The sequence below is a fragment of the Streptomyces sp. NPDC001816 genome, from assembly GCF_042892235.1.
GTDB lineage: Bacteria > Actinomycetota > Actinomycetes > Streptomycetales > Streptomycetaceae > Streptomyces.
Genome location: NZ_JBIATY010000015.1, coordinates 239,992 through 260,221 on the forward strand (window position 1 = coordinate 239,992; position 20,230 = coordinate 260,221).

Here is a 20,230-nt window from a genome sequence, read left to right on the forward strand (position 1 = left end):
GCGGAAGGGGTCGAGGGGACGTATTGAGCCACAGCGGGGCCACCGAGAACCCGGTTCCGCAAGACCTCTGACACGGGCGTTCAGGACGGGTTCAGGTTGCGCCTGGCAGGGTCGGGCCGAAGTTGATCACCCCCCACCCCGACAGGAGCACCCTTGACGACCACGAAATCCGTGATGAAGAAACTGCCCGAGGTCACGCTGGCGTTCTGGATCATGAAGATCGCCGCGACGACCCTGGGCGAGACGGCCGGCGACCTGTTCGCGCAGACGCTGAAGCTCGGCTACTTCCTCACCACCATCGCCCTGTTCCTGGTCTTCGTGGTGACGCTGGTGATCCAGCTGCGCTCGTCCCGCTACAACCCGTTCTTCTACTGGACCGTGATTCTGTCGACCTCCATGGCCGGCACCACGATGTCCGACTTCATGAACCGGGACGCCAGCGCCAAGTACCTCTCGGGCGGTGCCACGAAGCTGGGCTGGGGCCCGCAGGGCCTCGGCCTCGGCTACCCGGAGGGCGCGGCGATCCTGGTCTCGATCCTGCTGTTGATCTTCCTCGGCTGGAAGCTGAGCGGGATGACGTTCCAGATCACCGAGATCGTCTCCTTCAGGGGCGAGGCCCTCTTCTGGTCGGCCATCCTGGTCTCCAACACGCTGGGCACCTCGATGGGCGACTTCCTCTCCGACAGCTCGGGCCTCGGCTACCTGGGCGGCGCCGCGCTGGTGACCGGTGTGCTGCTGGTCCTGGTCGTGCTGATGAAGGTACCGGCCGTCCCGAACGTCCTGCTTTTCTGGATCGCCTTCGTCCTGACCCGCCCGCTGGGCGCCACGGCCGGCGACTTCCTGACCAAGCCGGTCGCCAAGGGCGGCCTGGACCTGGGTACGGCCGGTTCGTCGGCGGTGCTGCTCGCGATCCTGCTCGGCCTGATGGCGTACGCGCATCTGCAGGAGCGGCGGGCCGGGACAGACGGGCCCGAAGGCCCGGAGGCGGAGGCGGCCAGCCCCGAGAAGGCCGGCCGCCGGTAACGGAAAAACCCCGCCCCGGAGAACCGGGGCGGGGTTTTCGTCGAGCGCCGGGCAGGCCTTGCACCTGCATTTCCCCGCAGGAAGCGGGGCGTCTTTCCTTGGACCACCAACGCACTGCGTTCGTACCGGAGTTCCGGCCGTTCGCTGTGTGATGATCATAGCGCGCCGAGGGCCGTCCGCGCCACTTCAGCGTTCCGGTTCCCCGTCCACCGACTCGAACCGCCACCGGTGCACCGCACGCGTCACCAACTCCGCTTCCGGCTCCGGGAGTTCGGGCAGCGATGCGTCGTACGGGGCGTCCCACCACGTGATGACCAGCACCCGGTCCTGCGGGGCACGGAAGGTCTCGCGGCGCAGCGGCTCGGGGGCGAGCCGCTGTTCCCGCGCCCAGGCGAGCAGTTCCCCGCCCCGGCCCTCGGCCGCCCGGGCCTCCCACATCAGCGCGACCGTCACGAGTACAGGTTCTCCTTGCTGACCTCGTGCACATGGTCGTGGTCGTGGTCGTGCCCGTGGCCCGGGACGTGCGGGTCCGTCACCGGCAGGGAGGAGTCGGCGGACAGGTCCCAGTCGGAGGCGGCCCGGTTGCGGGCGACCATCTCGGCGCCGAGGGCCGCGACCATCGCGCCGTTGTCCGTGCACAGCTTGGGGCGCGGGACGCGCAGCCGGATACCGGCGGCCTCGCAGCGCTCCTGGGCGAGGGCGCGCAGCCGGGAGTTGGCCGCGACACCGCCGCCGATCATCAGGTGGTCGACGCCCTCGTCCTTGCAGGCGCGGACGGCCTTGCGGGTGAGGACGTCCACCACGGCCTCCTGGAAGGAGGCGGCCACGTCACGGACCGGGACCTCCTCGCCGGCCGCGCGCTTGGCCTCGATCCAGCGGGCCACGGCCGTCTTCAGACCGGAGAAGGAGAAGTCGTACGCCGGGTCGCGCGGGCCGGTCAGACCGCGCGGGAAGGCGATCGCCTCCGGGTCGCCCTCGCGGGCGTAGCGGTCGATGACCGGGCCGCCGGGGAAGCCCAGATTGAGCACGCGGGCGATCTTGTCGAAGGCCTCGCCGGCCGCGTCGTCGATGGTCGCGCCCATCGGCCGTACGTCGGAGGTGATGTCCTCGGACAGCAGCAGCGAGGAGTGGCCGCCGGACACCAGCAGGGCCATGGTCGGCTCGGGCAGCGGGCCGTGCTCCAGCTGGTCCACGCAGATGTGGGAGGCGAGGTGGTTGACGCCGTAGAGGGGCTTGCCGAGCGCGTAGGCGTACGCCTTGGCGGCCGAGACGCCGACCAGCAGGGCGCCGGCGAGACCGGGCCCGGCGGTGACCGCGATGCCGTCGAGGTCCCTCGCCGAGACGCCGGCCTCCTTCAGGGCGCGGTCGATGGTCGGGACCATCGCCTCCAGGTGGGCCCGGGACGCCACCTCGGGCACGACACCGCCGAAGCGGGCGTGCTCGTCGACGCTGGAGGCGACGGCGTCGGCCAGCAGGGTGGTGCCGCGGACGATGCCGACGCCGGTCTCGTCACAGGAGGTCTCGATGCCGAGGACGAGAGGTTCGTCAGTCATTGGTCTCGGTTTCTCGTACGGAGGGGGAACCCGTGGCGGAGCCGCCGCCGGATTCCGTGGTCAGGCGCATCACCAGGGCGTCGACGTTCCCCGGCTGGTAGTAGCCGCGCCTGAAGCCGATGGGCTCGAAGCCGAAGCGCTCGTACAGCTTCTGGGCGCGGACGTTGTCGACCCGGCACTCGAGCATGACCTCGGAGCACTCGAAATCGGTGGCGGCCTTCAGCAGCTCGGCGAGCAGGCGCGCGCCGAGCCCGGTGCCCTGCTGGTCGCGGGCCACCGCGATGGTCTGGACGTCGGCCAGCTCGCCGGCGGAGGCCAGGCCCGCGTAGCCGACGATGCGGCCGGCGTCCTCGGCCACGAGGTAGCGCCGGGTCGCCTCGTCGCCCCGGGAGTGGGCCAGCTCGGACCAGAACATGCCGCGGGACCAGGCGTCCTCGGGGAAGAGGTCCTTCTCCAGCTCGAGGACCGGGTCGATGTCCCACCAGCGCATCTCGCGCAACTGTGCGATCACTTGGGCGTGACCACCTTGTAGTTCTTGGGGACCTGGGCGTCGGGACGCCGCAGGTACAGCGGGCGCGGTGCCGGGAGTTCCTCGCCCGCGGCCAGCTTCTCGGCGGCCAGTGAGGCGAGGGCGGCGGCGGACACGTGCTCGGGCTCGTGGGCGCTCGGGAACGTGTCCGGGTAGAGCAGCGCGCCCGCTCCGACCGCGGGGAGTCCGGCGACCTGCTCGGCGATGTCGGCGGGGCGGTCGACGGCCGGGCCGGTCAGGCGGGTGCGGGAGTCGGCGTACTTCGCCCAGTAGACCTCCTTGCGCCGGGCGTCGGTCGCCACGACGAAGGGGCCCTTCTCGATGTCGGCGGCGTAGGCGAGGGCGTCCAGCGTGCACAGGCCGTACACGGGGACGCCGAGCGCGAGGCCGAAGGTGTCGGCCGTCATCAGGCCGACGCGCAGGCCGGTGTAGGGGCCGGGACCGATGCCGACGACGACCCCGGTGACGGCCTCCAGTTCGAGTCCCGCCTCGGCGAGCACACGGTCGACGGCCGGCAGCAGCAGCTCCCCGTGCCGGCGCGCGTCCACCTGACTCGACGAGGCGATGACGTCCGCCCCGTCGTGCAGTGCGACGGTGACGGCGGGAGTGGCGGTATCCAGAGCGAGCAAGAGCACGCGAACAGCCTACGGCGCTTTGGGGCCCGTGTCGGAAATCCCGGCGTCCGCCCGGAGGGCGGGCCCCGCGCCCGCCGCGCAGCGGCTGATGTCGCTGTCGGTGCGTGCGTGCGAGCGTGCGTGCCGGGCGGCGCGGGGCAGGCGGGATTTCCGACACGGGCCCCAGACCGCGTGCATGGCCGTCCGGGGCAGACGGTGACTGACTGCTACGGTCTGTACGAAGTACGACATATGGCGCGAGGCAGAGGTGGCGGACGTGGCAGGGACCAGCTCGGGGATCGTGGCCGGCCTCACCGCGGCCGCCGTGGGCACCGTCGGCTTCCTCGCCTACCAGGCACAGGCGACCGTACCGGCGAGCCTCGGGGGCGTGGCCGGCGCGGGCGCGTCGCCCTCGGTGAGCGCCAGCAAGGCGCCGCGCGACCTGCGCAACCCGGGCGCCCTGCCGGGCGGCTCCGGCACGGGTGAACGGGTCGTGTACTCGGTGGAAGACGACCGGGTCTGGCTGGTCGACGAGAAGAACGTGGTGCAACGCAGCTTCGGGGTGCGCCCGGGCGCCGTCGACCCGCCGGTGGGCAGGTACTGGGTCACTTCCCGCTCCAACGCGGTCACCGGCACCGACGGCGTGCCCATCGAGCACGTGGTGCGCTTCACCAGCGTGGACGGGGTGGTGATCGGCTTCAGCGCGGCGGTGGGCAGCAGCGTGGGCACGACCACCGACGGCGTGAAGACGGGCGGCATCCGGGAGCGGCGCGAGGACGGCGACGCGATGTGGAAGTTCGCGACGATCGGCGTACCGGTCGTCGTCATCCGCTAGGGCCTGTCCGACAATTCCCGTCGTCCGCCCGGAGGGCGAGCCCCGCGGCGCCTGGTGCGTGCGATCGCAAGGCGCCGGAGCGTCCTCGTGGCGGAGCCACGCGGGCGGTTCGGCAACGCGGCGAGCGTGCGTGCCAGGCGCCGCGGGGCAGGCGGGAATTGTCGGACAGGCCCTTAGCGGCGGCTACGCGGCAGCGGCGGCCACGCGGCAGCAGCGGCCACGCGGCAGCAGCGGCTACGCGGCCCGGCGGTGCCCCTGGCCCCTGTCGGTCTTCTCGGGCTCGGGCCGGCGTGGTGGTGTGGAGATCGCGTCCGCGGCCGCGCACGACGCGAGCAGGTCGCGCATGGACACCCCGGAGACCGCGGCCGGCTCGGTCGGCTGGGCCGTGGGTCGAGAAGCGGGCATGGACGCCTCCTGACGTGCGGGGGCGGGGCGCAGTTAGGTACGCCTAACCACGGGCTGGCTACCATGTGACCATGCCCGGTACGTCCGGCGCAACAGGTTGCCGACGGCTTGTCGGGAAGTACCGCGGATCAGGCGTCGAGCGCGTCCAGACCGGCCTCGGTCCACCGCCGGCCGAGCCCGGTCAGCGTCACGTGCCGCACCTCGTCCTTGGTGTCACCGACCGCTCGGTGGATGACGACCTGCAACCGGTCCTCGGTCAGCTCCTCGACCTTGCCCTCGCCCCACTCCACGACGATCACCGAGTCGGTCAGCGAGACATCGAGGTCCAGGTCCTCCATCTCGTCGAGGCCGCCGCCGAGCCGGTAGGCGTCGACGTGGACGAGCGGCGGGCCGCCGCCGAGGGAGGGGTGCACCCGGGCGATCACGAAGGTCGGCGAGGTGACCGCGCCACGGACCCCCAGCCCCTCGCCGAGCCCTCGGGTCAGCGTCGTCTTGCCCGCGCCCAGCTCCCCGGAGAGCATCACCAGGTCGCCCGCGCGCAGCAGCTTGGCCAGCCGGCGGCCCAGCTCCCGCATCTGCTCGGGGGACGTGACGGTCAGCCGGGTCTCAGCGGGGTTGTGCGGTGCTGCTGGTGCTTCCATAGCCACTTACGGTAGCTCCTGCGGGCACGGCACCCGCGCGGGTGAGCAGGTCGGCGAGCCGGTCGGTGACCACTTCCGGGTGTTCCAGCATGACCAGGTGCCCGGCGTCCGGCACGAGCACCAGCTCGGCCTCCGGGAGCAGGTCGGCGATGGCCTCGCTGTGCTCGCTGGGCGTGACCAGGTCCTGCACCCCGGCCAGCACCAGCACCGGGACGTCCCGGAAGCAGGCGAGCGCCTCGGTCTTGTCGTGGTCGGTGAAGGCCGGGTAGAACTCGGCGACCACGTCGATCGGCGTGGACTCGATCATCCGCTCGGCGAACCGCTCGACGGCCGGGTCGACGTCCCGGGTCGCGAACGAGTACCGCTTGATGATCCCGGCGAACAGGTCGGCGGTGGCCCGGCGGCCCTTCTCCACCAGCTCCGCCTGCTGGCCGAGCGCCTTCAGCACTCCGGGGAGGATCCGGCGCACCGCGTTGACGCCGGCCAGGGGCAGCCCGAAGTTGACCTCGCCGAGCCGCCCGGACGACGTACCGACGAAGGCGGTGGCGACCACCCGGTCCCGGATCAGCTCCGGGAACTGGTCGGCCAGCGCCATCATCGTCATCCCGCCCATGGAGTGGCCGACCAGCACGATCGGCCCGTTCGGCACGGCCGCGTCCAGGACCGCCTTCAGATCGCGGCCGAGCTGCTCGATGGCGACGGGAACGCCGTCCTGGGTCTGGACGACGCCCCGCGCGGACCGCCCGTGGCTGCGCTGGTCCCAGTGCACGGTGCGCACGACCCCGCGCAGGGCCGCGCGCTGGAAGTGCCAGGAGTCCTGGTTGAGGCAGTAGCCGTGGCTGAAGACGACGGTGACCGGGGCGGGTGCCTTGCGGCCGAAGAGCCGGCGGCGGCGCGGGGAGACGTTCGGGCCGAGGTCGGGTTCGACGTCGTCGACCTCGTAGTACAGCTCGGTGCCGTCGTCGGCGTACGCCTTGCCCGGGGTGCCGCGCAGGGTGCCGTAGGGGCCCGCCGAGTCCAGCGCCAGCCTGGCCTTGCGGCGCATCCCGCGGCCGACGGTCATCCGCTCGATGGCGACACCGGCGGCCGCGCCCGCGGCGATCACGCCTATCGCGGCACCGGCGATGCCGGTCGCCCTGCGCCAGCTGCCGGCCGCCTCCGCGGCGGAGGCGGCGGTCGCCGCGGCGACGACGTCCGCCACGGCCTCCGCACTGCTCTCGCTCACGTACCGCTCCTCTTCGCCGTACTGCAGTTCGCTGGGTGAATGAAACTGGTGGTGCCGGGGTGGCTCGTGTGGTGCATGTGTGGTGCGTGGTGCCGGTCGTGACAGGAGCAACCGGGCGCGTGGCGCCGGCCTCAGAAGGGGCTACCCCTCTTCTTCCCCGTTCACATAGACGCGAGGAACGCGCGTTCCGATCCGCGTGACGATTTCGTACGCGATCGTGCCGCAGGCCTGCGCCCAGTCCTCGGCAGTCGGCTCGCCCCGGTCGCCGGGCCCGAACAGCACCGCCTCCGCGCCCACCGGGGGCTCGTCCCCGCCGAGGTCGACCACGAACTGGTCCATCGCGACCCGCCCGGCGACGGTCCGCCACTTGCCATCGACCAGCACCGGACCGGTGCCGGAGGCGTGCCGGGGAATGCCGTCCGCGTAGCCGACGGGCACGAGGCCGAGGGTGGTCTCGCCGGCGGTGACGTAGTGGTGGCCGTAACTGACGCCGTGCTCGCCGGGCACGTGCTTGACCAGCGCCAGCGACGCGCTCAGCGTCATCACCGGCCGCAGGCCGAAGTCGGCCGGGGTGCCGATCTCCGGGCTGGGCGAGACGCCGTACATGGCGATACCCGGACGGACCAGGTCGAAGTGGGTCTCCGGGAGGGTCAGCGTGGCCGGGGAGTTGGCGAGGTGCCGCACCTCGGGGCGCACGCCCTGCTCCTCGGCGTACGCCACCAACTCCCGGAACAGGGCGAGCTGGGCGGCGATGGACGGGTGCCCGGGTTCGTCGGCGCACGCGAAGTGGGACCACAGACCGGTCACCCGGACCAGCCCCTCGCGCTCGGCGCGCAGGGCCTCGCGGACCAGCTCGGGCCAGTCGGCGGGCTGGCAGCCGTTGCGGCCGAGCCCGGTGTCGGCCTTCAGCTGCACCCGCGCGGGCCGTCCCGCCTGCCGGGCGGCCTCCGTCACCTCCCGCAGCGCCCACATCCCGCTGAGCGAGACGTCGATGTCGGCCTCGACGGCCTGCCGCCAGGGCCCGCCCGGCACCCACAGCCAGCACAGGACACGCGTGTCCAGGCCGGCGGCGCGCAGGGCGAGTGCCTCCTCGGGCGTGGCCGTGCCGAGCCAGGTGGCCCCCGCCTCGACGGCCGCGCGGGCGCACGGCACGGCCCCGTGGCCGTAGGCGTCGGACTTGACGACGGCCATCAGGGCAGCGCCCTTCGCCCGGGCACGCAGGGCCCGCACGTTGGCGCGCAGGGCGGCCAGATCGATCTCGGCCCGGGCGCGCAGGGGCGCGGTCGGCACAGCTGCAGTCTCACTCATGGCGCCCCCAGTGTCTCAGAGGCCCGTGCGGGCCCCGGGTGCAGCATCAGGTACCGGGCCGCCGCCCGGTTTCCCCGGCCTCCTCCGCCTTGTGGGGCTCGCGGTGGCGAGCGGCACCGTGACGCCTCTGTGCGCGATTCGTCTGCTGATCATGCGATCAGCCAAACGTGCGGCCCCGGCGGATCCCGGATGCCGCGCGGCCGGGTCACCCGGGAGGTGCACCTGGGTACACCCCGGTTCGGCAAGCAGGTGCAGTCCGCGCGCACCGTCGCCCCGGCATCGTCGAGGTCATGCAGACAACGCAGACGACGCAGACGACGCAGACGACGCAGACGACGCAGACGACAGAGACGACACAGACGAGACAGCGGTGGAAGGTCCGGTCGGGGGTCTATCTGGTGGTCGCCTTCCTGGCGGCCGGGGCGCTGGGAGCCGCGCAGCCGGCCACCGGGATTCCCACGGAGGTCGTCCAACTGACCCAGTTCGGCCCGGCGCTGGGCGTGGCCCTGGCGGCTCTGCTGTGGCCGTCCCGGACGCGCGGACTCCTCGCCGGTCCCCCGGGGCACCCGGCCTCCCCCTGGCGGCAGTTGCTGGTCACGCCCCTCCTGATCACCCTGCTCGCGGCAGGCCCGTACGCCCTCCTCACCGGCACCGCCCACACCACCGACCCAAGCAGCCTGCACCACCCCTTCCTTCTCATCGCCCTCGCCCAACTGGTCGGCGCCTGCGGCGAGGAGATCGGCTGGCGCTGCTTCCTGCAGCCCCTGCTGCGCACCCGCTTCGGCCCGCTCACCGCGTCGGTGACGGTCGGGGCGGTGTGGGGCCTGTGGCACGTCCAGGCGCTGGCGCAGGGCCCGGCCTACGCGGCGGGCTTCCTGCTCGCCACGATCGCGATGTCCGTCGTCCTGGGGCTGGCCATGGAGGAGGTCGGGGGCCTGCGGCGCCTGCTCCTCGCGGGCGGCTTCCACGCCCTGGTCAACCTCGGAATGCTGCTGTTCATGGACGAGGAGACGGGCAGCGCGCTGCCCATGGTCCTGTTCGGGCTGGCCTGCGCGGTGACGGCGGTGCCGTGGGTGTGGCGCAGGCGGGAGGTTACGATCCCGGCGGCCGTGGGGTGAGGGGGCGTGGGGTGGGGGGTTTGCGGCGCGCGGACTGGGTCGCGCTCTGGCGGTGCCAGTCGGTCGGGCTGGCCGGGTTTCTCGCGATCGGGGCCGGGCTGTTGGCCGGCGGGGCGTTGACGCTGCTGCCGCTCGGGATCGGCTTCCAGGTGCTGCCCGCGACCGCCGGGCTGCTGCGCCGCGTCTCCGACACGTACCGGGCCCGCGCGGCCCGCTGGACCGGCCGTCCCCTCAGCGCTCCCGACCCCCTCCCCCACGGCACGTCGGCCCGCCGCAGCAGCGCCGCGATCCTCGGGGACGACGGATTCTGGTACGACCTGCGCTGGGCCTGGCTGGAGCCGTGGACGGGCGGGGTGCTCGCGGCGGTTCCGCTCGCGCTGGTCGAGTACGGAGTGTTCGGCGCGCTGGTCCAGCCCTTCGTCTGGCGCCTGCTGGGCGACGGCAACTGGTACGCCTTCGTACCGGTCACCTCCACGGCCACCATGCTCATGGCCCTGCTGCTCGGCCTGGCCTTCATCGTGGCGGGCCTGCGCCTCGCGCCGGTCATGGCGACCCTGCACGCCCGTCTCACCCGCCGCCTCCTCTCCGCCCCGCGCACCACCGAACTGGCCCGCCGCGTGACCCGGCTGACGGACACCCGGGCCGCCGCCCTGGACGTGCACGCGGCCGAACTCACCCGTATCGAACGGGATCTGCACGACGGCGCCCAGGCACGCCTGGTGGCCCTGGGCCTCACCCTGGACGAGGCGGCCCGCCTGCTGGACACCGACCCCGGGACCGCGCGCACCCTCCTCCTGGACGTCCGCGCCCTCTCCGCACGGGCGTTGCAGGACCTGCGCGACCTGGTCCACGGCATCCACCCGCCGATCCTGGCGGACCGGGGTCTCGGCGACGCGGTCCGCTCCCTGGCCCTGGACAGCCACCTGGACGTCGACGTGGCCGTGCACCTGCCCCCGGAACGCGTGCCCGCGCCCGTCGAGTCGGCGGCCTACTTCGCGGTGTCCGAACTCCTCACGAACGCGGCCAAGCACGCGGCGGCGACCCGGGTCGACATCACCCTCGCCCACGACGGCACCCACCTGCGGGTGACGGTGACCGACGACGGCCACGGCGGTGCCGACCCGTCGAGTGGGACCGGACTGCTCGGCGTACGGCGCCGGTTGGATACCTTCGACGGCACGCTCGCCCTGCACAGCCCGCCGGGCGGACCGACCACCGCGACCCTGGAGATCCCGTGCGCGTCGTCCTCGCCGAAGACCTCTTCCTCCTCCGCGACGGCCTGACCCGCACCCTGCGCGAGCACGGCTGCGAGGTCGTGGCCTCGGTGGACAACGGCCCCGCGCTGGTACGAGCGCTGCGCGAGACGGACCTGGACGTCGCCGTGATCGACATCCGCCTGCCGCCCACGCACACGGACGAGGGCCTGAAGGCGGCTCTGGAGGCCCGTCGCACCCGCCCGCGGCTGCCGGTCCTGATCCTCTCCCAGTACGTCGACCAGCTCTACGCCCAGGAACTCCTCGCCTCCGGCGAGGGCGCCGTCGGCTACCTCCTCAAGGACCGCGTCACCCACACGGCGCAGTTCGTCGACGCCCTGCACACGGTCGCCGCCGGCGGCACGGTGATGGACCCCCAGGTCATCGCCAAGCTCCTGACGCGCAGCGAGAAACGGGGCCGCACGGACTCGCTGACCCCCCGCGAGCGCGAGGTCCTCACCCTCATGGCCGAGGGCCGCTCCAACACGGCCGTCGCCGGCACCCTCCACATCAGCGAGAGCGCTGTGGCCAAACACATCGCGTCGATCTTCAGCAAGCTGGGGATAGAGCAGTCACCGGAGGACAATCGGCGGGTGTTGGCGGTGTTGGCGTACTTGAAGGGCTGACGCGCGCGTAGCTGCGCAACTGCGGGCAGTCGTGCCGCTTGGGGCAGCACGGGTGGGCGCAGCGGCACCCCGTAAGCGCCGGGCTGCGCGACCCACCCCCGCCCAGCCCTCACTCCGGGCAACAGGTCAACCCAGTACGTCCCGCCACGCCTCCGGGATCCTCTCCGCGACGTCGTGTGCCCCGGCCGGCGCCCCGTCCGCGGCGAAGCGGCCCGCCAGCCCATGCAGATACGCCGCCACACTCCCCGCGTCCAGCGCGGACAGCCCCGCCGCCAGCAGTGACCCGGCCAGACCCGACAGCACGTCACCGCTCCCGGCCGTGGCCAGCCACCCCGTCCCCGTGGCGTTCACCCGCACCGCCCCGCCCCCGGAGTCCGCCACCAACGTGGTGGACCCCTTCAGCAGCACGGTCGCCCGGTACACCGCCGCCAACTCCCGCACCGAGGCCAGTCGAGCCCCCTCGACCTCCTCCCGCGGCACCCCGAGCAACGCCGCCGCCTCCCCGGCATGCGGAGTCATCAGCGTCGGCGCCATGCGCCCGCGCACGGCGTTCCGCTCGGCCAGCCGCAGCCCGTCGGCGTCGAGCAGCACCGGCACCTCGGCGGACAGCACCTCCGCCACGGTCGTCGCGTCGTCCCCGGCACCCGGCCCGACCACCCAGGCCTGCACCCGCCCGGCCTTGGCGGGCCCCTGGTCGGACACGAGGGTCTCCGGGAAGCGGGCGATGACCGCCTGTGTCGCGGGCCCGACGTACCGCACGGCCCCCGCCCCACCCCGCAGCGCCCCGGAGACGGCCAGCACGGCGGCCCCCGGATAGCGCGCGGAACCTGCCGCGATCCCGACCACGCCCCGCCGGTACTTGTCGCTCTCCGCCGCGGGCAGCGGCAACAGCCGGGCCACATCCGCGTGCTGCAACGCCTCCAGGTCGGCGTCCGGCGGCAGTTCGAGCCCGATGTCGACGAGGCGCACCGACCCGGCGTACTCCCGCGCGGGGTCCACCAGCAGCCCCGGCTTGTGCGTCCCGAAGGTGACGGTGAGGTCGGCCCGCAGCGCCGCACCCCGCACCTCTCCCGTGTCCGCCTCGACTCCGCTCGGCAGGTCCACGGCGACGACAGCGGCCCGCGACCGCTCGACGGCACCGGCCAGCGCCTCCGCGTCCGGCCGCAGCCCGCCCTTGCCCCCGATCCCGACGATGCCGTCCACGACCAGGTCGGCCCGCTCGACGGCCTCCTCGGCGCCGCCGTCGGCCGCCACGCGCCCACCCGCCCGGAGCAACGCCGTGAGCCCCTCGGAGTGGGTCCGCTCGGGCCGCGCCAGCAGTACGGCCGTGACCCCGGCGCCCCGCCGCGCCAGCCGCGCCCCCGCATACAGCGCGTCGCCGCCGTTGTCCCCGCTCCCGACGAGCAGCACCACCCGGCTGCCGTAGACCCGCCCGAGCAGGTCCGCACAGGCAGCGGCCAGCCCCGCGGCGGCCCGCTGCATCAGCGCACCCTCCGGGAGCCGCGCCATCAGCTCCCGCTCGGCCGCCCTCACCGTCTCCACGCTGTACGCAGTACGCATGGCATCGAGTCTGCCCCGGAAACCCCTGCCGCCACACCCGGGGGCGTCACCCCTCGGCGACCACCACGGCCGACGCGATCCCCGCGTCATGGCTGAGCGACACATGCCAGGACCGCACCCCGAGTTCCGCGGCCCGCGCGGCCACGGTGCCCTTCACCCGCAGCCGGGGCTGCCCGCTGTCCTCGACGAACACCTCGGCGTCGGTCCAGTGCAGCCCGGGCGGCGCGCCCAGCGCCTTGGCCAGAGCCTCCTTGGCGGCGAACCGCGCCGCGAGCGACGCGATGCCCCTCCGCTCCCCGCTGGGCAGCAGCAACTCACGCTCGACGAACAGCCGATCGGCCAGCCCAGGCGTCCGATCCAGCGACGCCCGGAACCGGTCGATCTCGGCGACGTCGATACCAACCCCGATGATGCTCATCCGGGCACTCTACGGCGCGTCCGGCGACCGCAGGCTCGGCTCCCCGGCGACCAGATCGGCCTGGTGTACAGCGGTGACGGCCCGGTCCAGGAAGCGGGTGAGCGCATCCGAACAGGAAGTCACCGGCCACCCTGTCCTCGGGGATGCCCAACGCGAGACCCGTCCACGAGAAACGGATCAGGTCGAGCAACTCCGGCGGATCGACCTGTCGGCTGTCTTACTGACCATCCTGCTGGTCGGCCAACGCTCAGGCCTGTTCAGGGCTGGTTCCCGGAACGTCCGTGTCCTCGGCGAACAGGTCCTCGGCCCGCTCGACCGTGCGGGAGCGCTCCAGCCAGGCGTCCATGCGGTCGAGATCGGTACAGGTGGTGATGCGCTCGCGCACACTGTCCGGTACGGGGATGCCACGCACCTCCAACACCGACAGGATGCCCTTGGCCTCGCCCTCTGTCTTGCCTTCGGCCCTGCCCTCCAAGTAGGCGGTTTCGCGGACCGTCCCCCGGCCGGGGAAGTAGCTGACGAACGACATGATTTCCCTCAATTTCTGTCCGGCCGGGGTGTTACCCAGGCTGATTTCCAGGAAGTCGAAGAAGTAGTCGGCGGTCTCGGGGTCCGTTTCCCAGATCTCCTGAAGGGCGGTTGTGATTGCCCTCAGTATGGCCTCGCAGTCCGCGCTGCGGGCGTGTGCCAGGGCGGAGAGCACCGCCAGTGCGGGGTTCTTCGTCGCGGTCCTGACGTCGGTGATCTTCGGCAGGTTGTCCGGCCCGGCGACCAGTGGAAAGGTCCGCTGAGCCGTCCAGCCGCGCGTACCGCAGTCGAAGGGGCCTGTCGCCCACTTGGCCGTGGACCTGTCCTGGCAGACCACGAGAAGCAGCACGGGCAGGCGGTACTTCGCCTGAAGGTAGGCGAAGTAATACGCCCAACTCGACGCTTTGCCCTCGTCTTTGCCCGACTGCGACTCGATGGCGAGCAGGAAGTCCTCGCCGTCGGACGGACCGACACACAGCACGGTGTCCACGCGTCGCTCCAGTGGGAGGCGTTCACTCTTGCGAGTAGCGAAAAAACGATCAGGCCGCCGCGGTCGGTTCGCACACGGAGCCGAGGGGTTGAGTCTGCTGCTGCCGGGCGGCCCGGTCACCGTGCGGTACGACGCCTGCGCCGCGATGACCGCCCGCCCCGACGGGGCCCGCTTCCTGACCGGCCTCGACGGCTTCCGCGTGGCTGTCGAGCCGACCCTGTTCCGGGACGTCACGGCCGAGCGGATCGCCGTGCTGGACGCGGCCGTCCCCGCCGCCGCGGTCGTCGCGCTGCCGGCCCGTGACCCGGAACGGATTCCGCAGCCGCGCGAGCGGGAGACGCGAGAGGCGGCCTCCGTGCCGCAGGGCGGGGGCGACGAGGCCAGGAAGTCGGCGTCTCCCGGCCTGCTGCACCTGCCGGTCTGGTTCGTGCTCCTGGTGGTGGCGGAGGTGGTGTTCGGCCTGGGCCTTCTGATCGCCATCCTCCAGACGTCCGACTCGGCCCACGCGGCGTTGATTCACCTGACCCGCGCGATGCTGCCGACCGCCCTGGTGATCGCCTACACCCGCAAGGCGTACCGCCACGCCCGGCGCGACCGCGGCTGACTCCCGGGAACGCCCGCTACTCCACCGTCACCGACTTCGCCAGGTTGCGGGGCTGGTCCACCTCGTTGCCGCGGGCGGTGGCCAGTTCGCAGGCGAACACCTGCAGTGGCACCGTCGCCACCATCGGCTGCAGCAGCGTCGGCGTGGCCGGGATCCGGATCAGGTGGTCGGCGTACGGAACCACCGCCTCGTCCCCCTCCTCCGCGATCACGATCGTCCGCGCGCCCCGCGCCCGGATCTCCTGCATGTTGGAGACGATCTTGTCGTGCAGGACGGACCGGCCGCGCGGCGACGGAACGACGACCACCACCGGCACGTCCTCCTCGATCAGCGCGATCGGACCGTGCTTCAGCTCGCCCGCCGCGAAGCCCTCGGCGTGCATGTAGGCGAGTTCCTTGAGCTTGAGGGCTCCTTCGAGGGCGACCGGATAGCCCACGTGCCGGCCCAGGAACAACACCGTGTTCTTGTCGGCCAGGGACCGGGCGAGGGTCCGTACCGGCTCCATCGTGTCCAGCACACGCTCGACCTCGCCCGAGATCTGCGACAGGTCCCGGATCACGGCACGGATCTCGTCGCCCCACTTGGTGCCCCGCACCTGGCCCAGGTACAGGGCGACCAGGTAGCACGCCACCAGCTGCGTCAGGAACGCCTTGGTGGAGGCGACGGCCACCTCGGGCCCGGCGTGCGTGTACAGCACCGCGTCCGACTCGCGGGGGATCGTAGAGCCGTTGGTGTTGCAGATGGCCAGGACCTTGGAGCCCTGTTCCCGCGCGTGCCGGAGCGCCATCAGGGTGTCCATGGTCTCGCCGGACTGGGAGATGGCGATCACCAGGGAGCGGCCGTCCAGGATCGGGTCCCGGTAGCGGAACTCGCTGGCCAGTTCCACCTCGCACGGGATCCGCGTCCAGTGCTCGATGGCGTACTTGGCGATCAGGCCGGCGTGGAAGGCCGTACCGCACGCGACGATGACGACCTTGTCCACCTCGCGCAGCTCGGACGGCGAGATACGGACCTCGTCCAGGGTGAGGGAACCGGCCGCGTCGATACGGCCCAGGAGCGTGTCGGCGACCGCCTTCGGCTGCTCGGCGATCTCCTTGAGCATGAAGTAGTCGTAGCCGCCCTTCTCGGCGGCCGAGGCGTCCCAGTCGACGTGGTAGGAGCGCACGTCCGCGTCGCGGCCGTCGAAGCCGGTCACCTTCACGCCGTCCCGGCGCAGCTCCACCACCTGGTCCTGGCCCAGCTCGATGGCCGAGCGGGTGTGGGCGATGAACGCGGCGACGTCGGAGGCCAGGAACGCCTCGCCCTCCCCCACGCCCACCACGAGCGGGGAGTTGCGGCGCGCGCCCACGACCACGTCCGGCTCGTCGGCGTGCACCGCGACCAGCGTGAACGCGCCCTCCAGACGCCGGCACACCAGCCGCATGGCCTCGGCGAGATCGGCGCACGACGAGAACTCCTCGGCCAGCAGGTGCGCGACCACCTCGGTGTCCGTCTCGGACGACAGCGCGTGTCCCCGCTCGGCCAACTCGGCCCGCAGCAACGCGAAGTTCTCGATGATGCCGTTGTGGACGACCGCCACCCGGCCGGCGTTGTCGAGATGCGGGTGCGCGTTCGCGTCCGTCGGGCCGCCGTGGGTGGCCCAGCGTGTATGGCCGATGCCCGTCGAGCCCGCCGGAAGCGGCCGCTCGACCAGTTCCTTCTCCAGGTTGACCAGCTTCCCGGCCTTTTTCGCTGCGGCCAGCCCGCCGTCCGCCAGCACGGCGACGCCCGCCGAGTCGTAACCCCGGTACTCCAGCCGCTTCAGCCCGGCCATCACGACCTCGAGCGCCGACTGCGACCCCACGTATCCCACGATTCCGCACATGAGCGGCAGCCTACGGGCCGACGAGCGCCTGAAGTGGCCTTCCCCTGCCCGAATTCGGAAATTCCCACCGGGGTACGAAGGTCTACGACGATCCGGATCATCAACTCGGCGGGTGTCACATGCGCGGGCCCGGCGGTGTCTTCATGTCAGACCGGCCGACAGGCCACCGGACAAGGAGAACCGCATGACACCGCGTATTCCGAAGGCGGAGCTTCCCACCGAGCTGAGGGAGAACCTGACCAAGCAGCTCGGCGCCGTGCCCGAGCCCGTCGAGGTGGTGTTCAACAACCCCGACGTCGCCCTGGCCAACATGGATTTCTCGGCCAGGGTGGCCGCCTGGAACGCGGCCGACGCGAGCCTGAAGTCGTTCGCGCACATGGCCGTCTCGGCGCAGGTCGGCTGCAGCTGGTGCCTCGACATCGGCTACTTCCAGGCGCAGAACCAGAACCTGGACCTGGCCAAGGCGAGCCAGGTGCCGCGCTGGCGGGAGTCGGACGTGTTCACGCCGCTGGAGCGGGACGTGATGGAGTACGCCGAGGCCATGACGAACACGCCGACGACCGTCACCGACGAGCTGTCCGCGAGCCTGCTCGACCGGCTGGGCCCGGCGGCGCTGGTCGAGCTCACCGTGTTCATCGCCTTCGCCAACTTCGCGACCAGGTCCAACACGGCGCACGGGATCACGTCGCAGGGCTACTCCGACGCGTGCGAGATTCCGCTGGCCGCGCGGCCCGCCGAATCCGGCGCGGCGTCCGGCGCATGACCGAGGACCCGTTCGTCGCCCATCGCAGCCTGCTGTTCACGGTCGCCTACGAGATGCTCGGGTCGGCGGCCGACGCGGAGGACGTGCTGCAGGAGTCCTGGCTGCGGTGGGCCGGCGTCGACCGGACGCAGGTGCGTGACCCGCGGGGCTACCTCGTCCGGACGGTCACCCGGCAGGCGCTCAACCGGCTGCGGACGCTGTCGCGCAGTCGCGAGGACTATGTGGGCCAGTGGCTGCCGGAACCCCTGCTGACCAGCCCCGATGTCGCCGAGGACGTGGAACTCGCGGAGAGCGTCTCGATCGCGGTGCTGACCGTGCTCGAAACGCTCGCGCCGACCGAGCGGGCGGTCTTCGTGCTCCGCGAGGTCTTCGAGCTGCCGTACGGCGAGATCGCCGAGGCCGTCGGGAAGTCCGCGGCCGCGGTGCGGCAGATCGCGCGCCGGGCCCGCGAGCACGTGGCGGCCCGGCGGCCGCGGGTGCGGGTGAGCCGGTCGGAGCAGCAGGCGGTGGTGGAGCGGTTCCTGGCCGCGCTGCGCACCGGACACCTGCGGGAGCTGATGGAGGTCATGGCGCCGGACGTGGTCATGATCGCCGACGGTGGCGGGCTCGCGGCCGCCGCGCTGACCCCGGTCCATGGCGCCGAGCTCGTGGTGCCGTTGCTCGCGCGCGTGAACCAGGTGGTGACCGCGTTCGAGGTGACGGACGTGTGGCTCAACGGCGCCCCCGCGGGCCGGCTCGCGTTCGACGGCGAGCCGGCCACGGTGAGCCTGTCGGTGGAGGGCGGGCGCATCACCCGGATCTACGTGGTGCGCAACCCGCGGAAGCTGACGCGGCTGGACGAACCGTCCGAACTCACCAGGTAGGCCCGCTGCGGTGCGACGTCCAGGGCCGGAGCTTCTCGGGGTTCCGTACGGCCCAGATGCGGTGGATCCGGTCGCCCACGACGTCGAAGGCCAGCACCGCCGCGGTGACGCCGTCCTGCTGGACGACCATTCCGGGCTGACCGTTGACCGTTCGCTCCAGGACGGTCATGCCGGCCGCCCGGCCGGCGAGGTCGACGAGGTACCGCGCGACCTGCTCGCCGCCGTCGATGGGGAGCAGCGCGGCCTCGGCGAGGCCACCGCCGTCGGCGATCGCCGTGGCGTCGGGGTCGAGGAGGCCGATGAGTGCGTCGATGTCCTGGGCCTCCCACGCCCGCTTGAAGTCCCTGACGACGTCGGCGCGCCGGGCCGCGGAGGTCGCGGGGGTCGCGGGCGCGTGTGAGGCACGCATGCGACGGCGGGCCGACACGGCCAGTTGGCGGCATGCCGCCGGGGTACGCCCTACGATCTCGGCCACTTCGGGGAAGGGGTAGCGGAAGACGTCGTGAAGGATGAACGCGACGCGCTCGGCCGGGGTCATCGCTTCGAGCACGACGAGGAAGGCCATGTTGACCGACTCGTCGAGGGTGACGCGGTCGGCCGGGTCGACCGCGGTGCCGCCCGACCGCCCGCTGATCCACTCCGTCCGGTCGGGCAGCGGCTCCGGTATCCACGCGCCCACATAGCGCTCCCGCCGGACCCGTGCCGAGCGCAGCAGGTCCAGGCAGATACGGCCGGCGATTTTCGTGAGCCAGGCGCCCGGGGAGTCGATGGCGTCCCGCTGCTCCGGGGACATGGCGTACCAGCGGGCGTACGTCTCCTGCACGACGTCCTCGGCGTCGGCCAGGGAGCCGAGGAGTCGGTACCCGAGATTGATCAGCTGCCGCCGCTCGCTGGTGATCGCGCTCAGGCCCGGATCGAGCGGGCCCTCTGCCGGCCCGGACTGGGTGCTCATGTGTCGCCGTCTCCCTTGGTCGTATCGGCACTCACCAGTACGACGGGACAGCGCACCGGACTGTGACGTAGGCGCGGCACCTCACATCCCGAGGGGCCGTGTCGTCGTACCGCTGAGACGATCACATCCACTCCGCGAGGAGAACCCTCATGAACATCACTCTGTGGATCACTGCGGGACTGCTGGCCGTGGGCTCCCTGGCCGGCGGCGCCATGCTGCTGGTCCAGCCCAGGCAGAAGCTGGCCGCCTCCGGCTGGGCCTGGGTCGAGGACTTCGGCGACGGCACCGTCAAAGCCATCGGCGCCCTCAAGGTGCTGGCCGCGGCGGGCCTGATCCTGCCCGGCGCGCTCCACATCGCGCCGGTCCTGGTGCCACTGGCCGCCGTCGGCTGGGTGCTGCTGATGATCGGCGCGGTGATCACGCACCTGCGCCGCCAGGAGACCCAGGCCCTCCCGGTGAACCTGGTCCTGCTCGCCCTGGCCGCCTTCGTGGCGTGGGGCCGCTTCGGCCCCCATTCCTTCAGCGGCTGACCCGGTTCGATGCGAGCAAGAGGAAGAGAAAACTGATGAGCGACCTTCAGTCCCTCGCGGACCGCGTCGAGATCGAGGCCCTGCGCGGCGAGTTCACCGACGCGGGGATGATGCGTGACTACGACCGTTTCGCGTCGCTGTTCACCGAGGACGGCGTCTGGCGGATCCCCGGCGTCGCCGAGTTCACCGGCCGAGCCGACATCCGCGCCGGGATCGAACGGCTGCAGGGCTTCTGGGACTACTTCGTGCAGAACGTGCACCCGGGCACGATCCGGCTCACGGGCGACACCGCGGAAGGCCGTGCGTACGTCTCGGAGTTCGGGCGCATGCGCGACGGCACGTCACACGCCAACCACTCCCTCTACCACGACCGCTACCGGCGCACCCCGGACGGCTGGCGGTTCACGGAGCGCGTCTACGAGGTCAGGTACGCCGACAACTCCCCGCTGACCGGCTCGGCACCCGGCCCGGCGGCCACATGACAACCTTGTGCGGTTCGGCGTGTCCATGACTATGCTGTCGCCGCGC

General features: G+C 72.2%; 23 protein-coding genes. 10 read left to right on the top strand and 13 right to left on the bottom strand.

The window, feature by feature from the left end:
* Positions 1-153 precede the first annotated feature (153 nt).
* Positions 154-1,023 (top strand): hypothetical protein, encoded by an 870-nt coding sequence (locus ACFYZZ_RS39190; RefSeq protein WP_389186935.1) that lies wholly within the window; start codon positions 154-156, stop codon positions 1,021-1,023.
* Between the two features lie 186 nt (positions 1,024-1,209).
* Here ACFYZZ_RS39190 and ACFYZZ_RS39195 read toward each other — a convergent pair whose 3' ends face one another.
* Genes ACFYZZ_RS39195 through tsaB form a run of 4 tightly spaced genes read right to left on the bottom strand, consistent with a single transcriptional unit; the run spans position 1,210 to position 3,740 of the window.
* Positions 1,210-1,476, bottom strand: a complete 267-nt coding sequence (locus tag ACFYZZ_RS39195) for a hypothetical protein (RefSeq protein WP_389186938.1) — start codon at positions 1,474-1,476, stop codon at positions 1,210-1,212.
* Positions 1,473-2,576 (bottom strand): tRNA (adenosine(37)-N6)-threonylcarbamoyltransferase complex transferase subunit TsaD, encoded by a 1,104-nt coding sequence (gene tsaD / locus ACFYZZ_RS39200; RefSeq protein WP_389186941.1) that lies wholly within the window; start codon positions 2,574-2,576, stop codon positions 1,473-1,475. Before tsaD ends, ACFYZZ_RS39195 begins: the two co-directional genes overlap by 4 nt.
* Entirely contained in the window at positions 2,569-3,066 is a 498-nt protein-coding gene (rimI, locus tag ACFYZZ_RS39205; protein WP_389187046.1) for a ribosomal protein S18-alanine N-acetyltransferase, read from the bottom strand. Before rimI ends, tsaD begins: the two co-directional genes overlap by 8 nt.
* A 17-nt stretch (positions 3,067-3,083) precedes the next feature.
* Entirely contained in the window at positions 3,084-3,740 is a 657-nt protein-coding gene (gene tsaB / locus ACFYZZ_RS39210; protein ID WP_386578340.1) for a tRNA (adenosine(37)-N6)-threonylcarbamoyltransferase complex dimerization subunit type 1 TsaB, read from the bottom strand.
* Between the two features lie 256 nt (positions 3,741-3,996).
* On the opposite strand from tsaB, the gene ACFYZZ_RS39215 reads away from it, so the two are divergent.
* Entirely contained in the window at positions 3,997-4,554 is a 558-nt protein-coding gene (locus ACFYZZ_RS39215) for a hypothetical protein (RefSeq protein WP_389186944.1), read from the top strand.
* Positions 4,555-4,788: 234 nt separating this feature from the next.
* Here ACFYZZ_RS39215 and ACFYZZ_RS39220 read toward each other — a convergent pair whose 3' ends face one another.
* From ACFYZZ_RS39220 to alr, 4 genes are all read right to left on the bottom strand, one after another.
* On the bottom strand, positions 4,789-4,959 hold the full coding sequence (locus tag ACFYZZ_RS39220) for a hypothetical protein (protein ID WP_389186947.1): 171 nt from the start codon (positions 4,957-4,959) through the stop codon (positions 4,789-4,791).
* A gap of 128 nt (positions 4,960-5,087) precedes the next feature.
* Positions 5,088-5,600 (bottom strand): tRNA (adenosine(37)-N6)-threonylcarbamoyltransferase complex ATPase subunit type 1 TsaE, encoded by a 513-nt coding sequence (tsaE, locus tag ACFYZZ_RS39225; protein ID WP_389186950.1) that lies wholly within the window; start codon positions 5,598-5,600, stop codon positions 5,088-5,090.
* A complete protein-coding gene (locus ACFYZZ_RS39230; protein WP_389186953.1) occupies positions 5,566-6,825 on the bottom strand; it encodes an alpha/beta fold hydrolase in 1,260 nt (419 codons plus the stop codon). Before ACFYZZ_RS39230 ends, tsaE begins: the two co-directional genes overlap by 35 nt.
* A gap of 141 nt (positions 6,826-6,966) precedes the next feature.
* Positions 6,967-8,133: an alanine racemase gene (alr, locus tag ACFYZZ_RS39235; protein ID WP_389186957.1), complete on the bottom strand. Its 1,167-nt coding sequence runs from the start codon at positions 8,131-8,133 to the stop codon at positions 6,967-6,969.
* Positions 8,134-8,423: 290 nt separating this feature from the next.
* On the opposite strand from alr, the gene ACFYZZ_RS39240 reads away from it, so the two are divergent.
* Genes ACFYZZ_RS39240 through ACFYZZ_RS39250 form a run of 3 tightly spaced genes read left to right on the top strand, consistent with a single transcriptional unit; the run spans position 8,424 to position 11,130 of the window.
* Positions 8,424-9,251, top strand: a complete 828-nt coding sequence (locus ACFYZZ_RS39240) for a CPBP family intramembrane glutamic endopeptidase (RefSeq protein ID WP_389186960.1) — start codon at positions 8,424-8,426, stop codon at positions 9,249-9,251.
* 11 nt (positions 9,252-9,262) lie between these two features.
* Positions 9,263-10,534: a sensor histidine kinase gene (locus tag ACFYZZ_RS39245; protein WP_389186963.1), complete on the top strand. Its 1,272-nt coding sequence runs from the start codon at positions 9,263-9,265 to the stop codon at positions 10,532-10,534.
* Positions 10,486-11,130, top strand: a complete 645-nt coding sequence (locus tag ACFYZZ_RS39250; RefSeq protein WP_389186966.1) for a response regulator — start codon at positions 10,486-10,488, stop codon at positions 11,128-11,130. The genes ACFYZZ_RS39245 and ACFYZZ_RS39250 overlap by 49 nt, the downstream gene beginning before the upstream one ends.
* 126 nt (positions 11,131-11,256) lie before the next feature.
* Here ACFYZZ_RS39250 and ACFYZZ_RS39255 read toward each other — a convergent pair whose 3' ends face one another.
* The 3 genes from ACFYZZ_RS39255 to ACFYZZ_RS39265 all read right to left on the bottom strand — a co-directional run bounded on the left by ACFYZZ_RS39255 (position 11,257) and on the right by ACFYZZ_RS39265 (position 14,126).
* Positions 11,257-12,690: an NAD(P)H-hydrate dehydratase gene (locus ACFYZZ_RS39255; RefSeq protein ID WP_389186969.1), complete on the bottom strand. Its 1,434-nt coding sequence runs from the start codon at positions 12,688-12,690 to the stop codon at positions 11,257-11,259.
* A gap of 46 nt (positions 12,691-12,736) precedes the next feature.
* Positions 12,737-13,108 carry a holo-ACP synthase gene (locus tag ACFYZZ_RS39260; protein ID WP_094215750.1) on the bottom strand — a complete coding sequence of 124 codons (372 nt, stop codon included), beginning with the start codon at positions 13,106-13,108 and terminating at the stop codon, positions 12,737-12,739.
* A gap of 247 nt (positions 13,109-13,355) precedes the next feature.
* Positions 13,356-14,126, bottom strand: coding sequence for a hypothetical protein (locus ACFYZZ_RS39265; RefSeq protein WP_389186971.1), 771 nt, complete (start codon positions 14,124-14,126; stop codon positions 13,356-13,358).
* Between the two features lie 88 nt (positions 14,127-14,214).
* On the opposite strand from ACFYZZ_RS39265, the gene ACFYZZ_RS39270 reads away from it, so the two are divergent.
* Positions 14,215-14,730 carry a hypothetical protein gene (locus ACFYZZ_RS39270; protein WP_389186973.1) on the top strand — a complete coding sequence of 172 codons (516 nt, stop codon included), beginning with the start codon at positions 14,215-14,217 and terminating at the stop codon, positions 14,728-14,730.
* A gap of 16 nt (positions 14,731-14,746) precedes the next feature.
* Here the strand turns inward: ACFYZZ_RS39270 and glmS are convergent, their stop codons facing one another.
* Positions 14,747-16,594: a glutamine--fructose-6-phosphate transaminase (isomerizing) gene (gene glmS, locus ACFYZZ_RS39275; protein ID WP_389186975.1), complete on the bottom strand. Its 1,848-nt coding sequence runs from the start codon at positions 16,592-16,594 to the stop codon at positions 14,747-14,749.
* Between the two features lie 184 nt (positions 16,595-16,778).
* Here glmS and ACFYZZ_RS39280 point away from each other — a divergent pair, with 184 nt between their 5' ends.
* Both ACFYZZ_RS39280 and ACFYZZ_RS39285 read left to right on the top strand, forming a co-directional pair.
* Positions 16,779-17,357, top strand: coding sequence for a carboxymuconolactone decarboxylase family protein (locus ACFYZZ_RS39280; RefSeq protein ID WP_389186978.1), 579 nt, complete (start codon positions 16,779-16,781; stop codon positions 17,355-17,357).
* Complete coding sequence (locus ACFYZZ_RS39285) at positions 17,354-18,220, top strand: RNA polymerase sigma-70 factor (protein WP_389186981.1); 867 nt, start codon at positions 17,354-17,356, stop codon at positions 18,218-18,220. Before ACFYZZ_RS39280 ends, ACFYZZ_RS39285 begins: the two co-directional genes overlap by 4 nt.
* On the opposite strand, the gene sigJ is transcribed toward ACFYZZ_RS39285, so the two are convergent.
* Entirely contained in the window at positions 18,210-19,172 is a 963-nt protein-coding gene (gene sigJ, locus ACFYZZ_RS39290; RefSeq protein WP_389186984.1) for an RNA polymerase sigma factor SigJ, read from the bottom strand. The two genes, ACFYZZ_RS39285 and sigJ, sit on opposite strands and share 11 nt — an antisense overlap.
* Positions 19,173-19,321: 149 nt before the next feature.
* Here sigJ and ACFYZZ_RS39295 point away from each other — a divergent pair, with 149 nt between their 5' ends.
* Together ACFYZZ_RS39295 and ACFYZZ_RS39300 are read left to right on the top strand one after the other, a co-directional pair.
* The gene (locus ACFYZZ_RS39295; protein ID WP_389186987.1) at positions 19,322-19,702 is read left to right on the top strand and encodes a DoxX family protein; all 381 of its coding nucleotides are present in this window, start codon (positions 19,322-19,324) and stop codon (positions 19,700-19,702) included.
* Positions 19,703-19,737: 35 nt separating this feature from the next.
* Positions 19,738-20,184: a nuclear transport factor 2 family protein gene (locus ACFYZZ_RS39300; RefSeq protein ID WP_389186990.1), complete on the top strand. Its 447-nt coding sequence runs from the start codon at positions 19,738-19,740 to the stop codon at positions 20,182-20,184.
* Positions 20,185-20,230 lie beyond the last annotated feature (46 nt).